The organism is Rhodococcus sp. NPDC059179 (assembly GCF_042754885.1).
Lineage (GTDB): Bacteria > Actinomycetota > Actinomycetes > Mycobacteriales > Mycobacteriaceae > Rhodococcus_G.
In genome coordinates this window covers 157,734-171,292 of the sequence record NZ_JBHZBV010000001.1, presented here as the reverse complement: position 1 = coordinate 171,292, position 13,559 = coordinate 157,734, and the positions used below count along the sequence as shown (strand labels likewise).

The window sequence follows — 13,559 nt, the reverse complement described above, 5'->3', positions numbered from 1 at the left end:
TGGACTCCTGGAGGACACATGGTGGATGCGGGTGCACAGTACGACGCGGTGATCGTCGGCGCCGGATTCGGCGGGATGGGTGCCGCGATCCAGCTCAAACGGATGGGTCTGACGAAGCTGCTGATCCTCGAGCGGGAAGGCGCGCTCGGTGGCACCTGGCACGTCAACCGCTACCCGGGTCTGGCCGTCGACATCCCGTCCGTCAGCTACTCGTACTCGTTCGAACCGAACCCGTACTGGTCGCGGCTGTTCGCGCCGGGGGCCGAGCTCGAGAGGTATGCCGGCCACGTCGCGGACAAGTACGACCTGCGCAGGCACATGCGCTTCGGTGCGGCGGTCGAGGGCGCCCGCTGGGACGAAGACGCGCAGCGCTGGGTCGTGTCGGTGCGCGACGGCGGCGAGGTGACCGCCAGGTACCTGCTGACCGCGACCGGCTTCCTGTCGCAGCCGCACCTGCCGGACATCCCGGGCATCGAATCGTTCGCGGGAAAGGTCGTGCACACCACGGCGTGGGATGACTCCTACGACCTGGCGGGCAGGCGAGCGGCCATCATCGGGACCGGGGCGACGGCCGTGCAGCTGATCCCGGAGGTGGCCCGCCGGGTTGCCGAGCTGACGGTGTATCAGCGCACCCCGATCTACGTGGTGCCGAAGGTCGATGTGCCCATCCCCGGACCGGTGCAGAAGCTGTTCGCGCGGATTCCGCTGGCGCAGAGGGCTGCCCGTGCGGTCAGTGCGTCCGCGCTCGAGCTGCTGATGGTGAGCGCGGTGCTGCACTTCAGGCAGGCGAAGATCCTGAACAAGGCGGCGGCCGCGGCCTCGCGTGCGCACCTGCGGGCCCAGGTCGGGGATGCGGAGCTGCGCCGCAAGCTGACCCCGGACTACGACTTCGGCTGTAAGCGGCCGACCTTTTCCAACAGCTACTACCGCACGTTCACCAGGCCGCACGTGCACCTGGAGACCGGCACCATCGAGCGGATCGAGCCGAACGCGATCGTCACCGTCGACGGGACGCGGGCCGAGATCGACACGCTGATCCTGGCCACCGGCTTCAACCTGTGGGACGTGAACTTCCCGGCGATCGAGGTTCTCGGCCGGGAGGGGCGCAACCTGGGGAAGTGGTGGCGGGACAATCGGTTCCAGGCGTACGAGGGCGTTGCGGTGCCGCATTTCCCGAACTTCCTCACGCTCGCGAGCCCGTACTCGTACAGCGGTCTGTCGTACTTCACCACCATCGAGTCACAGATGGCGCACATGGCCCGGCTGTTCGGTGAGCTCGAGCGGCGGGGCGCGGACGTCTTCGAGGTGACCGAGCAGGCGAACGCCGAATTCCTCGATCGGATGACCGCGAAGCTCGGCGATTCCGTGTTCTACCGAGGGAGCTGCTCGACCTCGCGCAGCTACTATTTCAACCAGCACGGCGAGGCGGCGATCCTACGGCCGACCTCGACCGTCAACGCATTCCGGGAGGCGACGAGCTTCCCGCTGGACGACTATACGATGAGGTCGTACGCGGCGGGGGAGTGACGGCGAGCCGGGCGCGGGCAACGGCAACTCAGGAGGCGAAGGATGAGTGACGACCTGCCGATCCGGCTGCCTCGGGTGCTGCGGGACGGGGACGACGCCGCGGCCATCGACGTGTTGCGGGAGTACTTCACCCGCCCGGTGATCAAGACGGGCCACCTACGGACCGGCGCGCGGTGGGACTCGTGGGACCCCAGCGGCAGGCGCGCGGCCGATGTCGACACCTTCACGTCCGACGACCTCGTGGCGATCACCCTGCTGTCGGTGCAGGTTCCGGCGCAGGGAGCCTTCATCCTGCTCGGGGACCGGAGCGCCGAGCTCAATCGCCTGCTCGCCGAGGTCGGTCCGGACCGGGACCTCGTCGACGAGTCCGAAGCCATGACGCCGGATTCGCCTGTGTGGCGGCTGGAGACGGCGCTGCGAGAGGTTCACGGGATCGGCCGCACCATCGCGTCGAAACTCATTGCGCGTAAACGTCCGCGGCTCAACCCGATCTACGACGACGTAGTCGGGAGGCAGCTCGGGACGAGGGAGGCGCACCTGGAGCCGGTGCGATATGCGCTCCGCCACCGCGACGGCGAGCTGCATCACCGATTGGACGATCTACGGCAGCGTGCGGGACTGGGAGAATCGGTACCCGCGCTGCGAGTCCTGGACGTATTGGCCTGGATGCAGGGCAAGGGGTACTGACCTCGGCGACTTCCGATGTGATCGATGACGAATCGAGACGCAGGGCCCGCGATATGAATCCCGGCTGATCGTCACTCTTCACCAAAGTTGGTCACTCTATATAGTGGTTCTCCCTCAATGTCTATAGTGACGGCGTCAATGTATATACTGATGCGGTCACTGTATGGAGTGAGAGGTGATCGTGTGGACACGGAGGAGCTGGCCGCGGTTGTCGAGACCCTCCGGCGGGCCGGGACGGATACGGCGAAAGTCGAGGTCAAGTCGGCAGCCGACAAGGTCGGCAAGAGTCTCTGGCCGACGATCAGCGCCTTCAGTAACACCGATGGCGGGTTGATCATCCTCGGGCTGGACGAGAAGGCGGGATTCGCGCCGGTACCGGGGTTCAATGCATCGAGGGTGCTCGAGCAGGTGAAGGAGGCGGCGCGCCCACGCGGAACCCGGGACGTTCCCGGCCCGCTGATGCCGACGCCCGCCCTGAACGTCGACCAACTCGAGTTCGAGGGTGCGATGGTGGTCGTTGCCGAGGTCGACGAGTTGCCCGCGGACGAAAAGCCGTGCTTTGTCACTGAGCAGGGCAAGGATCGGGGCAGCTACCTGCGGCTCGGGGACGGTGATCATCGGATGGATACGTACTCGGTGTTTCAGCTGTCGAATCTGACGGTACCCAGCTCGGCTGACAAGAATCCCGTGGAACAGGCGCGCGTTGCGGATCTGGACCCGCAGATGGTCTCGAGGACAATCGCTCGACTCCGTGCCACCAGGCCCCGGGCGCTGGCCGGCACGACCACAGACAATGAGGTCCTTGAGCGCATCGGAGTGGTCGATCGTGCCACAGGGGCGCCAACACTTGCTGGGCTGCTCACTCTGGGGAGCTTTCCGCAGCAGTTCTTTCCACAGCTCATGGTCGGGTTCGTGTCCTATCCCGGCCGTGAGAAGTCGGTGGTGGTCGGTGATGAACGCATGTGGGACCGAGCCGTCCTCGAGGGGCCGATTCCCGACATGATCGACGATGCGGTCAGGGCGATCCTCCGAAACCTGCGTGTTCGAAGGGTCTCTCGCGGTGCCGGCGCCGAAGATGTCCCCGAGATCCCGGTCGACGCGATTCGCGAGGCCATCGTCAACGCGGTGACACATCGTGACTACAGTGCGCACGCACTCGGCGATCAGGTACGCGTCGAGCTGTTTCCCGATCGACTCGAGATCCACAGCCCCGGCGGTCTGTGGGGTGGCAGGGGGGTCGAGCACATCTTTGAGGGGGGCTCACAATCGCGAAATCAGGTACTCGCGCGGTTGCTCACGGATGTGCCATTCCGCGATCGTGACGAATCTGTCTGTGAGAACGCGGGATCCGGAATCCCGAGGATGCTGGGCGAGATGACGCGCAATGGCTTGCCCGCCCCTCGATTCACCAGCACCGCATCGCAGTTCGTCGTCACCCTCGACAGGTTCGGCCTGCTCAACCCGGAGACACGTGCGTGGCTCGACTCGTTGGGCGGTGGTGAGCGCAGTCGCGAGCAGGAATGCGCGCTTGCGTTGATGCACCATCTGGACACCGTCACGGTGTCGGAACTTCGTCGGCAGCTGGCAATCGACACGACGGTCGCGCAAGAAGCACTCGAAGGACTTGTGGCGGACGGACTGGTCCTGGAAATGGCCGGCCGATACTCGATTGCCGTTCGGCCATCGGTCCATGCAGCGAGGAAAGGGAACGAGGCCAAGATCGTCGAGGAACTGTCAACGGGACGGACCATGTCCGCTCGAGAGTTGGCGGATGCGATCGGCACCTCGGCAAACGCGCTACGGCCACTGCTCCGAAACCTCGTGGACGCCGGGGTTATCGAGGCGACGGCGCCGGCGACGAGTCGCAACCGTGCGTATCGGACGCCTCCGTCCCGATGAATCAACCTCGACGTAGCACTGGTCGCCAGGCGCGAACCGATACGGAGGGATCAACGACTCGGCGGGTGCGGTCGGCACGTAACCACTGAGTAAACGTTTGTTCATTTGCTACCCATACGGTCCGCCGCATGCAACGAAGAACTCTCTCCCCGCTCGTGATGACCCCCCTCCTGCTGGCGCTCGGCGCCTGCTCGACCGCCGAACCCGCCACGGGATCAGACGATCTCGCCGTCACCCACCTCGACACGATGCAGGTCGCCGACGGACTCACCCCGCTCGGGCCACCGCTCGGCGGGATCTCGGGGATCGACTACGACGACGCCACCGACACCTATGTGGCGGTCAGTGACGACCGGTCGGAGAAGGGGCCCGCGCGCTTCTATGCCCTGACGCTCGACCTCGGGCCGGACGGCGCTTTCGTCGCCGATGCGCCGAACTTCACCGAGCTGACCACCCTCCTGGCGGCCGACGGCCAGCCCTACCCGAAGAAGGGCGTCGACCCGGAGTCGATCCGCCGGGTTCCCGGCAGCACCGACATCGTGTACACCAGCGAGGGCGACGCCTCGAAGCTGCTCGCGCCGTTCGTTCGCCGCGCGTCGGCCGATGGCGGCCTGGTCCGTGACTACCCGGTGCCGTCGCACTACATCCCGGTGGCCGGACCGGACGGAACCCAGACGTCCGGCATCCGCAACAACCTGGCGTTCGAGGGTCTGACCTTCTCCGCCGACGGCTCGCGGCTCGTCGCGCTCACGGAAAGCTCATTGCTGCAGGACGGTTCGATCGCCACCCCCGAGACCGGTACCGACTCACGGGTTCTGATGTTCGACAACGGGAGCGGCGACATCGTCGACGAGTTCGTCTACCGGGTCGACCCGATCAGCGGCCACTACCCGGACGGTGTCAGCTCCACCGGTGGGACGCTGAAGGCGGACCGCGGTGCGACCGAGATCCTGGCGATCGGCGACGACGAGTACCTGGTGATCGAGCGCGGCTCGGTGCCAGGCAAGGGCAACGACGTGCAGATCTTCTGGACGACGACCGCCGGAGCCACGGCCGTCACCGGCAGAGAGAAGCTCGATGGCACCGAGACGCCGATGCCGAAGCGGAAGCTGTTCGATTTCGCCGATACCGGCGCCAACCCCGACAACGTCGAGTCCATCACCTGGGGGCCGACACTAGCGGACGGCACCCGGACCCTGATGCTTGCCGCCGACGACAACTTCAACCCGGAAGGCGGGCAGCACACCATGTTTCATGTCCTCGCGGTGAGGTAGGTGCCGGCGGCGGGAGGGGACTAACCGACGTACTGTGCCCGCCACGCCAGCACCCCCGTACCCACGGACACCGCGACGAGCAGGATCACCCACACGAAACGCGGCAGGTGGCTCAGCGACCGCAGCTGGTCGAGGTCGGAACGGCCCGAGCGGGTGCGGGCCGCCTCGACGATGGTATGCAGGTTGCCGAACAGCAGCAGCCAGATCCCGGTGTACGCGAAATGTAGTTGCAGCGTGGGGGATCCGTAGTACGCGACGACCCCGACCGCCGATCCGCAGACCAGCAGCACCAGCAGCCCGAAGATGTTGCGGATGAACGGCACCATCGCGACGATCAGCGCGACCGCGCCCCACAACAGCACCGGGAGCTGCCCGGACGCGATCAGGACCGCGCCCGCCAGCCCGAGCAGCGAGGGCGCCAGGAATCCGGCCGCCGCGGTCAGCACCATGCCGGGGCCGCGGGGCTTGCCGCGCGAGAGCGTCAGGCCCGAGGTGTCCGAGTGCAGCCGGATCCCGGTGAGCCTGCGCCCGGTCGCGACCGCGGCGATCGCGTGACCGGCCTCGTGCACGAGGGTCACCGCGTGCCGGGTCAACGACCACAGCGGACCGATCAGGACCAGCGCGGCGGCGACGACGATGGGTAGGTAGGCCGACCACTGCGCCCAGTACGAGTTCACCTCAGTCCTGGATCCGCCGCCACGGCCGCGCCTGCTCCAGCTCGAATGCGAGCTCGAGCAGGGTGCGCTCGTCGCCGTGATCGGCCGAGAAATGCGATGCCAGCGGCAGCCCCGCGGCGGTCTCGTGCAGCGGCAATGAGATGGCGGGACCGCCCGACGCGTTGTTCAGCGGGGTGAAGCCTGTGTAGTCGACCAGCTTGGCGAACAGCTCCTCGAAACTCTGTGTGGGCGAGAGGAACCCGAGCTTCGGGGTGGTCTGTGCGAGGGTCGGCGACAGCACCACGTCGTACTGCTGGAACATCTGGGCGTACTGCTGGTGGGTGCGTCGCAGCCGGTACAGCATCCGCGGCGTCTTTGCGATGTTCTTGCGGTACATGGCGGCCAGTCCGCGGGTGAGGTTGTCGGTCTTGGTTCGGTCGAAGTCCGGTCCGAACATCTTCTTGCCGCCGCCCTGGATCGCGAACGCCAGGAATCCCCAGTAGATCCCGAAGTCCTCCGCGAACGACGGACCGACCGGTGGGGCTGCCTCTTCGACGCGGTGCCCGAGCCCGGCCAGCAGCTCGGCCGTCGCATGCACGGAGGCCCGGGTCTCGTCGTCGGTCGCCCCGCCGGTGATCGAGTCGACGATCACGCCGATCCGCAGCCGGGTACGGCCCGGGCCCTCGACGAGCCGGATCGGCGGGAGTTTCGGGTTCCGGTAGTAGCTTTCGGCCGCCGCGTAGTAGCGGGCGGTGTCCCGTACCGATCGCGTCACCACCCCCTGCGCGACGATCCGGATCGGCATCGCGACGTCCGCCGGATCCGCGACCGTGCGCCCGCGCGTCGGCTTGAGTCCGACGAGACCGCACGCGGCCGCCGGGATCCGGATCGAGCCGCCGCCGTCGTTGGCCTGGCCGATCGGGAGCACCCCGGCCGCGACCAGCGCCGCGGAACCGCCGGAGGAGGCGCCGGACGAGTACGCCGGATTCCACGGGTTGTGTACCGGCTCGGCGGACGGATACTCGTTCGAGGCGTTCAACCCGAACTCGGGCAGCCGGCTCTTGCCGAGCGACACCACGCCGGTGGACAGGAACTGCCTGGCCACGGAGCTGTCCGCGCTCGCGGGCCTGGCCACGAAGGCTGCGCTGCCCTGGTTGGTCGGCAGGCCCTTGACGTCGACGTTGTCCTTGACGATCGCCGGGACCCCCGAGAAGACGCCTGCGCGCGGGCGCTCGGCCCGCTCCAGGGCCCGGTCGAAGTCCGGGCAGGCGATGGCGTTCAGGGAATCGCGCACCGACTCGGCCCGCTCGATCGACGCCCGCACCGCCTCGCGGGCGGACACCTGACCGGAGGCGATGAGCTCGGCGATGCCGGTGGCGTCGAGGTCGCCGAGGGCGTCGTCGCGAAAGGCGTGGATGCGTGCGTCGTCGGTCATCGGAGTCCTCGAAATCGTCGGGCGCGGGCGGGCCTCGAGGTTAACGCGGATCCACCTCCCGCAGCCCGTCCTCGGTCAGTTCGATCCACCGCGTCGCCGCGATCTCCCGGAGGAAGGGCAGGTCGTGGCTGGCGACCACGAGTGCGCCTCGGAACTCGGCCAGGGCCGAGGTGAGGTGCGCGAGGCTCGGCAGGTCCAGGTTGTTGGTCGGTTCGTCGAGCATCAGCAGTCGCGGCGCGGGCTCGGCCAGCAGGATCATCGCCAGCGCCGCACGGAGCTGTTCGCCGCCCGACAGCGCCGACGCGGCGACATCGGAGTCCGTGCCGCGGAACAGGAACCGGGCCAGCCGGGCCCGGATCTGTTCCGGCGTCGCGTGCGGGGCGGCATCGGCGACGTTCTGCGCCACCGTCCGGGTGCCGTCGAAGACGTCGAGCCGCTGCGGCAGCGACCGCCACGGCACCCGCGGGCCTGCCTCGGCGATCGCGCGCAGCAGGGTGGTCTTGCCGATCCCGTTGCGCCCCACCAGTGCGATGCGTTCCGGACCCGTCACCGTCAGGGAGACCGTCGGACCGCAGGCCAGCGTGACGTCCTCGAGCTCGATCACCCGCTGGCCGGCGTGGACGGCGGTGTCCGGCAGGTCGATCCGGATCTCGCGGTCGTCGCGGATCAGCTCCTCGGCGTCGGTGAGCGTCTGTCGGGCCTCCTCCAGCTTGTCAACGTGGTTGCCGCGCAGCTTGCCCGCCGACACCTGCGCCTGGCGCTTGCGTTCGTGGGAAATGATCCTCGGCACCCGCTTGTTCGCCTCCATCTTCTTGCCGAAGCGCAGCCGACGATCCAGCTTCGTCTGCCCCTCCACCAGTTCACGGCCCTGCTTGCGCACGTCGCTGCGCGCGTCGCGGACCGCCGCGCGGGCCGCCTCCTGCTCGGCGTCGACGGCCGCGCGGTAGGCGCTGAAGTTGCCGCCGAACATCCGCAGCTCCCCGCGGCGCAGCTCGGCGATGGAATCCATTCGCTCGAGCATCTCGCGGTCGTGGCTGACCACGAGCGCGGTGCCGGGGAATTGGTCGACCGCGGCGTAGAGCCGGGCCTTCGCGGCCAGGTCCAGGTTGTTGGTCGGCTCGTCGAGCAGCAGTACCTGCGGATCACCGAGCAGCGCGGCGGTGAGGCCGAGCAGCATCGTCTCCCCGCCCGACAGCGTGCCGACCGTGCGGCCGAGCTCGTCGGCCGACGGGGCGATGTGGGCGAGCCCGAGCCGATCGAGGGTGGCGACGGCCCGCTCCTCGATGTCCCAGTGTCCGGCGGCGACGGCGAAGTCCTCCTCGGTCCCGGTGCCGGATTCGATGCGGTGCAGGGCAATTCGCTGATCCTCGATGCCGAGGATGGCGTCGACCCGGCGGTCCGGGTCCAGGGCGAGGTCCTGGCGCAGGTACGCCAGGCTGCCGTGCACGGTGACCGAGCCGCGGTCGGGGGTCAGCCCACCGGCGATCAGCCGCAGCAGGGTGGACTTGCCGGTGCCGTTCAGCCCGACGAGTCCGGTTGCACCGGTGCCGAATACGGCACCGAGGCCGTCGAACACGGGTTCGCCGTCGGGCCAGCTGAAGGCGAGGTCGGATATGGCGAGATAGGGCTGGGCCATGGGTGCTCCTAGAGGTGGGTGCGGGGCGCCAGACGTGCACGAGCACGCGACGCGATGCGTTCACTACCTCTGAATGAGCAAGGGCCCTTCTCCGATCGTCGACGACAAGACGGCCACCACGATAAGACGACCCCGGTCGCTTCGGCAAGGGATTTATGAGCAGCGCCTCAGATGTTCGGTCCCTCGGATCGCAGGTCGTCCACCTTGCGCATGGCCTCGCGCAGCTCGGCGAGCCACTGTTCGCTGTGCTCGCCCGCGAGCTTGACCGCCCAGGTCAGGGCGTCCGCCCGGGAGCGGGCCACGCCCGCGTCGACGAGGGTGTCGAGCACCCGCCGTTCGGGCTGGCGCAGCCGGGTCATCACGGGCACCGCCAGGTGGGTGAACAGCACGTGCTGCTCGCCGAGGGTGACGCCCCACGCCACCTTGCGCCCGTAGCGGGCCTCGGCCTCGTCGGCGATCCGCATCCGGTCGGCCCTGGTGGTCTCCCGGAACCGGGAGATCCGGCCGTCGGCGGCGGCCGTGGACGTTTCCTCGGACGCGGGCAGCTCGCCGGTCACCACGATCTCCTCGCGGTCCACCGTCACGGTGGCCGGGCCGGTGAACCAGCCCTCGGGCAGCCGCCCGGTGAACCACTCGCTCGCGTCGCCTGCGTCGGGGATGTCGGCCTGCTGCCAGCCGCCCGGCCGTCCGAATCTGCGTCCGCCGTGTCCCGTGTATCCCATCGAACTCACCTCGAAGGTTGCGATGATTACTTAATTACAGTCATACGCTCATTTCGGTGAGGGCGCTACGGGTCGCCCCGGTTGTCAGTTTCAGAAGTCGACTGCACCAGCTGTCAGCAGCGGGATGCACCGGCCCGGATGGCCTGCCGCGGGCCGGTCTTCGATGATCGCCAGGGTCTGTTCCAGGAGCCGGTCGGCACGGTCTTCGACGGTGTCGAGCAGGTCACCGATATCGGAGAGTGCGGTGTGGGCGGCGTGGCGGGCGGCGATGCCTCGGTCGAAGTACTCGCCCAGCGGCGCCGGCGTGCACTCGAGGTGCTCGGTGCGCTCGGGGCCGGTCGTGGTCACCGCTCCTGCCCGTCGGGCGGGAACGGTGTGGGTGGGCGCGCGTGCTGGGTTGTCGGTCGGTGAAGGCGAGGATCTCGGCCCACCGCCGGTAGACAGCGTCAGGTGAGAGGCGCGGGTCAGGGTGTGGGTCCAACAGCACCGGATGCGGGCCGGCGACGACCAGGGTGTCGGCCTCGACGCTCACCTCGCTGCGCCGCAGTCGGCTGATCTGCTCGAAGCCGAGACCGGACGTCGCCAGGACCAGCAGCAGTCCGTCGCGGCGGCCGAATATTCCCTGCGGCCAGCCCGTCGTGGGGATTTCCGGGAGGCGTTGGCGCGCCTGTTGTTTCGCTCGCGCCAGACGCGCCCCCCGGTTCGTGTCGAGTGCGCTCCGGATGGTTTCGGCTCGGCCAGGGGCGGGCAGACCGCTGCGTTCGTGCATGTGGTTGACCGCGCTGACCCGCCGCCGGTGGGTGGCCGGCGCGGCGGGGTGTTCGGCGAGGAACCCCGCGAGGGTGGCCGGGTCGGCGGGCAGCGCGGCGAGATTCGCCGCAGCGGCCAGTCGGCGAACAACGTCCAGTCGTGCCGGTAACGCCGGCCACTCCGTGTGGCGTCGCGGCCGGGAACAACCGTTGTAGGGCTGGGCGTCTCAGAGTCCGATGGTGGTGACGGCGTTGCCGATCAACGGGGCGTGCTCGCGGGCGTAGACCTCGAGCATCCCGACGGTGGTGTGCCGGTCTGGCGCATGATCGCGTGGGCGTCGGCGCCGTTGCGGAAGGCCTGGGTGACGAACCCGGCCCGCAGCGAGTGCCCTCCGAGCCGGGCGACCAGGTCCTCGTCGTAGCCGGCCTGCTCGGCGAGGCGGCGCATCGCCTTGTGCACTGCCGCCCCGGACAGGGCCGCGTCGGAGAGGTTGCCGTTCCCCCTGATCGACCGGAACAGCGGCGCCTCCGAGTGGGTGCGCGGGTGCGGGCCGCGGCACACATGTCCGTCGAAGGGCGGGGCGGTGCGCAGCAGCCGAATCATTGCCGGGCGGCCACCGGTGTCGGCGGCGGCGACGACCTGTGCCCACCGCAGGTAGGCGCACGGCGGGCAGCTGAGGTGGCTGACGGTGAATGGCAGGGCCCGGACGGTGCCGGTTCCCTCCTGGTCGGTCTTCGAGCGGCGCAGCGCGATGTGCAGCCCGTCGAGCCGGTGCACGCGCACGTCCCCGCAGGCCAGTCCGACGAGTTCGCTGCGCCGGAAGGCGCCGGCGAGGGTGACGATGTCCTCGACCAGCAGCGGGGCCCGCGGCGCGGCGGGGCGGTGCCCGGCGGCGGCGTAGTCGCGGCGGATTCCGGACAGGGTGGCCCGGACGATCTCGTCGCCGGTGGGGACCGGGTGGCGGGCGGTGCGGTGGTGGTGCGCGATCGCGGCGACCCAGCGGGCCAGGGTGGCCGGGGCGTAGGCCCGCCGGCCGTCGGGGGTGAGAGTGTCGGCGGCGTCGACGAGATAGGCCGCGACGGTGACCGGGTGGGCCGGCAGCGCGGAGTGTCCGTGGGCGGCGTTCCAGCGCTCGAAGCGGCGCCACGCCGAGGCGTAGGTGCGGTAGGTGCCCGCGGCGCGGGCGGAGGTCATCGACGCGGCGATCCGGTCCGCCACGCCTGCCGCGACATCCGGCGGCGGAGCGACACCGGCCGCGACCTGCGGCAGACCGGCGCGGCTCGCGGTGTCGTGGTCGATGGGCATGGCCGCAGACGCTACAACCGCCCACCGACACCCCCGTTTCGGGCGAAACGCGGTGAGGTGGGGTTTCGGTGGCGCCGGTGCGGAAATCTGTTTTTCCGTCACCGACCCCGCGCAAACCCAGAGTGACACGCGAGCCCGTCCCCACGGCCGGAGATCCGACGTCGGAAGAAGTTCGATCGATCCATCCGGGGCAGCAATCCCCGCAGAGCGCCTGCACCTGCGGCGTGCAGGAAGGGCGAGGCGGTCACCGAACGGGGCAGGTGGCAATCTCGAAACTCAGGGCAGTATGCGCAGTTCACGGGGGATTCAGTGCCGGCTCCCAGCACCGAGGGATCAACTGCCAGAAGCACTCCGACGACAACTGGCTTTCTGCGGCCGAGAGGGAAGGTCAATCGTCCGCCGACGAAGGGCGGCAACTTGCGTTCCGCGGGTAACGCGCGGCGCGCATATGGCGCGCGACATACCCAGCATCCACTATGTTCGGAGCGGGGTGAGGATTCCGGCGGGTTCGCCGTTCCGGTCTGGGGGAGGAACCGCAATGTCGTCTGATCGCTCGTCGACGGTTGACTCGAACGAGAATCGCTCGCAGATCAACAATTCGATTGAACGCCCCCGCGTCAGCAGCGGACGATCCTCGATGACGATGCAAACAAGCACAGGCGGTCCGTTGCATGACGGGATCCGTGCAGTCGGTCTCGCGGTCGCCGGGGTCGTGTTCGGGACCACGCTTGTCGTTGCGGAAGTCATCGAAAGGCTTCGACCTCACCGCCCGAGATGAGCCGAAGGCTCTGTCAATCGCCCTAACCTCTCTCCCGCCTTCTGCCCGGTGTGCCGTCTACCTGGACTCGTAGTCGAAGAAGGCCAGGTACTCCCGAAGCTGACCCGAAGTGCAAAGTAGCGCCCGTTCAGCTTAGGCGTGATCGGGGCAGAGCAGCTTCGGATTCGTTCGCCACCCGGCAATGGTGAGCCACCGCCGGACGGGCTCGGGCAGTTCGTCGTTGCTGCCGATGCCGTCGGCGAATTCTCCTGCGAGGATGGGGCCGTCTCCGCAGACGGCGCAGGCGATGTCGATGTCCACGGCCGGATCTCCGGGTTGACAACTGCGGCAGTGGTTTCGAGCGACGACCTCGCCGGGGCCACCCTTGCGGGCGCGGGCCATGCCCTTCTTGCCCCGCACCCGACGCAGATCCCGGGGCAGTTCCCGCTCAACCCGCCTGTCGGCGCGTTATGCCAGGGACGACTCCGGTGGTTTGAGTCTTGCATTGCGCACCCACTCAATCGAGGACAGCGCATCGCCTGGGCGACTCGATAAGTCCAATGACTAATTCAGACCCGGATGTCTGAGTCAGCTACCCGAGTTCGGACTGCAGGGCTTCGCTCAGTTGGTGGTCGGCATTGATCAACTCCAGGACCACGGCGACGCCGTCATCTGACAGACGCAGTAGGCCGACGGTGTCGCCGTTCTGCTCCTTGATCTCAAGCGTCCGACCGAATCGCTGGACTTCAGCAGGGTTTACGAGGTAGATGTTGGCGGCATTCGCGGCCGCATCCCAGTCGCCCCACAGCCGAAGGCGGCGTGTCACCAAAGGTTGTATTCGCGCGCGTTGGTAGTTTGCGCGGATCCACCCGGAGAGAGTTCGGCGACGCCGATGTACCAACCGTTTCCTG

Annotated in this window: 12 protein-coding genes and 1 pseudogene; 5 read left to right on the top strand and 8 right to left on the bottom strand. The window is 68.4% G+C overall.

Annotated features, from left to right (window positions below; translation table 11 throughout):
* Positions 1-18 precede the first annotated feature (18 nt).
* The 4 genes from ACFXMV_RS00740 (at position 19) to ACFXMV_RS00725 (ending at position 5,387) form a co-directional block, all read left to right on the top strand.
* A complete protein-coding gene (locus tag ACFXMV_RS00740) occupies positions 19-1,527 on the top strand; it encodes a flavin-containing monooxygenase (RefSeq protein WP_378499120.1) in 1,509 nt (502 codons plus the stop codon).
* Positions 1,528-1,569: 42 nt separating this feature from the next.
* Positions 1,570-2,214 (top strand): DUF6308 family protein, encoded by a 645-nt coding sequence (locus ACFXMV_RS00735; RefSeq protein WP_378499119.1) that lies wholly within the window; start codon positions 1,570-1,572, stop codon positions 2,212-2,214.
* 183 nt (positions 2,215-2,397) lie between these two features.
* Positions 2,398-4,113 carry an ATP-binding protein gene (locus ACFXMV_RS00730; protein ID WP_378502704.1) on the top strand — a complete coding sequence of 572 codons (1,716 nt, stop codon included), beginning with the start codon at positions 2,398-2,400 and terminating at the stop codon, positions 4,111-4,113.
* Between the two features lie 128 nt (positions 4,114-4,241).
* The gene (locus ACFXMV_RS00725; RefSeq protein WP_378502163.1) at positions 4,242-5,387 is read left to right on the top strand and encodes an esterase-like activity of phytase family protein; all 1,146 of its coding nucleotides are present in this window, start codon (positions 4,242-4,244) and stop codon (positions 5,385-5,387) included.
* 20 nt (positions 5,388-5,407) lie between these two features.
* On the opposite strand, the gene ACFXMV_RS00720 is transcribed toward ACFXMV_RS00725, so the two are convergent.
* The 5 genes from ACFXMV_RS00720 to ACFXMV_RS00700 form a co-directional block, all read right to left on the bottom strand.
* Positions 5,408-6,064 (bottom strand): M50 family metallopeptidase, encoded by a 657-nt coding sequence (locus tag ACFXMV_RS00720; RefSeq protein ID WP_378502705.1) that lies wholly within the window; start codon positions 6,062-6,064, stop codon positions 5,408-5,410.
* 1 nt (position 6,065) lies between these two features.
* Complete coding sequence (locus ACFXMV_RS00715) at positions 6,066-7,478, bottom strand: amidase (RefSeq protein ID WP_378500564.1); 1,413 nt, start codon at positions 7,476-7,478, stop codon at positions 6,066-6,068.
* Between the two features lie 40 nt (positions 7,479-7,518).
* The gene (locus tag ACFXMV_RS00710) at positions 7,519-9,114 is read right to left on the bottom strand and encodes an ABC-F family ATP-binding cassette domain-containing protein (protein WP_378502706.1); all 1,596 of its coding nucleotides are present in this window, start codon (positions 9,112-9,114) and stop codon (positions 7,519-7,521) included.
* Positions 9,115-9,281: 167 nt separating this feature from the next.
* Positions 9,282-9,836, bottom strand: coding sequence for a hypothetical protein (locus ACFXMV_RS00705; protein WP_378500566.1), 555 nt, complete (start codon positions 9,834-9,836; stop codon positions 9,282-9,284).
* A gap of 90 nt (positions 9,837-9,926) precedes the next feature.
* A complete protein-coding gene (locus ACFXMV_RS00700; protein WP_378500567.1) occupies positions 9,927-10,184 on the bottom strand; it encodes a hypothetical protein in 258 nt (85 codons plus the stop codon).
* 142 nt (positions 10,185-10,326) lie between these two features.
* Between ACFXMV_RS00700 and ACFXMV_RS00695 the strand changes: the two genes are divergently transcribed.
* The gene (locus tag ACFXMV_RS00695) at positions 10,327-10,755 is read left to right on the top strand and encodes a hypothetical protein (RefSeq protein ID WP_378502707.1); all 429 of its coding nucleotides are present in this window, start codon (positions 10,327-10,329) and stop codon (positions 10,753-10,755) included.
* Between the two features lie 57 nt (positions 10,756-10,812).
* Here the strand turns inward: ACFXMV_RS00695 and ACFXMV_RS00690 are convergent.
* From ACFXMV_RS00690 to ACFXMV_RS00680, 3 genes and pseudogenes are all read right to left on the bottom strand, one after another.
* A pseudogene (locus ACFXMV_RS00690) lies at positions 10,813-11,891 on the bottom strand (tyrosine-type recombinase/integrase).
* A 910-nt stretch (positions 11,892-12,801) separates the two neighbouring features.
* Complete coding sequence (locus ACFXMV_RS00685; RefSeq protein ID WP_378500569.1) at positions 12,802-13,068, bottom strand: hypothetical protein; 267 nt, start codon at positions 13,066-13,068, stop codon at positions 12,802-12,804.
* Between the two features lie 172 nt (positions 13,069-13,240).
* Positions 13,241-13,474, bottom strand: a complete 234-nt coding sequence (locus ACFXMV_RS00680) for a hypothetical protein (RefSeq protein WP_378502708.1) — start codon at positions 13,472-13,474, stop codon at positions 13,241-13,243.
* Between the last annotated feature and the right edge of the window lie 85 nt (positions 13,475-13,559).

Bases quoted from the DNA above. Each gene is read 5' to 3' on its own strand.
- ACFXMV_RS00705 (WP_378500566.1), bottom strand. From the start codon at position 9,836: ATGGGATACACGGGACACGGCGGACGCAGATTCGGACGGCCGGGCGGC.
- ACFXMV_RS00710 (WP_378502706.1), bottom strand. From the start codon at position 9,114: ATGGCCCAGCCCTATCTCGCCATATCCGACCTCGCCTTCAGCTGGCCC.
- ACFXMV_RS00715 (WP_378500564.1), bottom strand. From the start codon at position 7,478: ATGACCGACGACGCACGCATCCACGCCTTTCGCGACGACGCCCTCGGC.
- ACFXMV_RS00735 (WP_378499119.1), top strand. From the start codon at position 1,570: ATGAGTGACGACCTGCCGATCCGGCTGCCTCGGGTGCTGCGGGACGGG.
- ACFXMV_RS00695 (WP_378502707.1), top strand. From the start codon at position 10,327: ATGCGGGCCGGCGACGACCAGGGTGTCGGCCTCGACGCTCACCTCGCT.
- ACFXMV_RS00740 (WP_378499120.1), top strand. From the start codon at position 19: ATGGTGGATGCGGGTGCACAGTACGACGCGGTGATCGTCGGCGCCGGA.
- ACFXMV_RS00725 (WP_378502163.1), top strand. From the start codon at position 4,242: ATGCAACGAAGAACTCTCTCCCCGCTCGTGATGACCCCCCTCCTGCTG.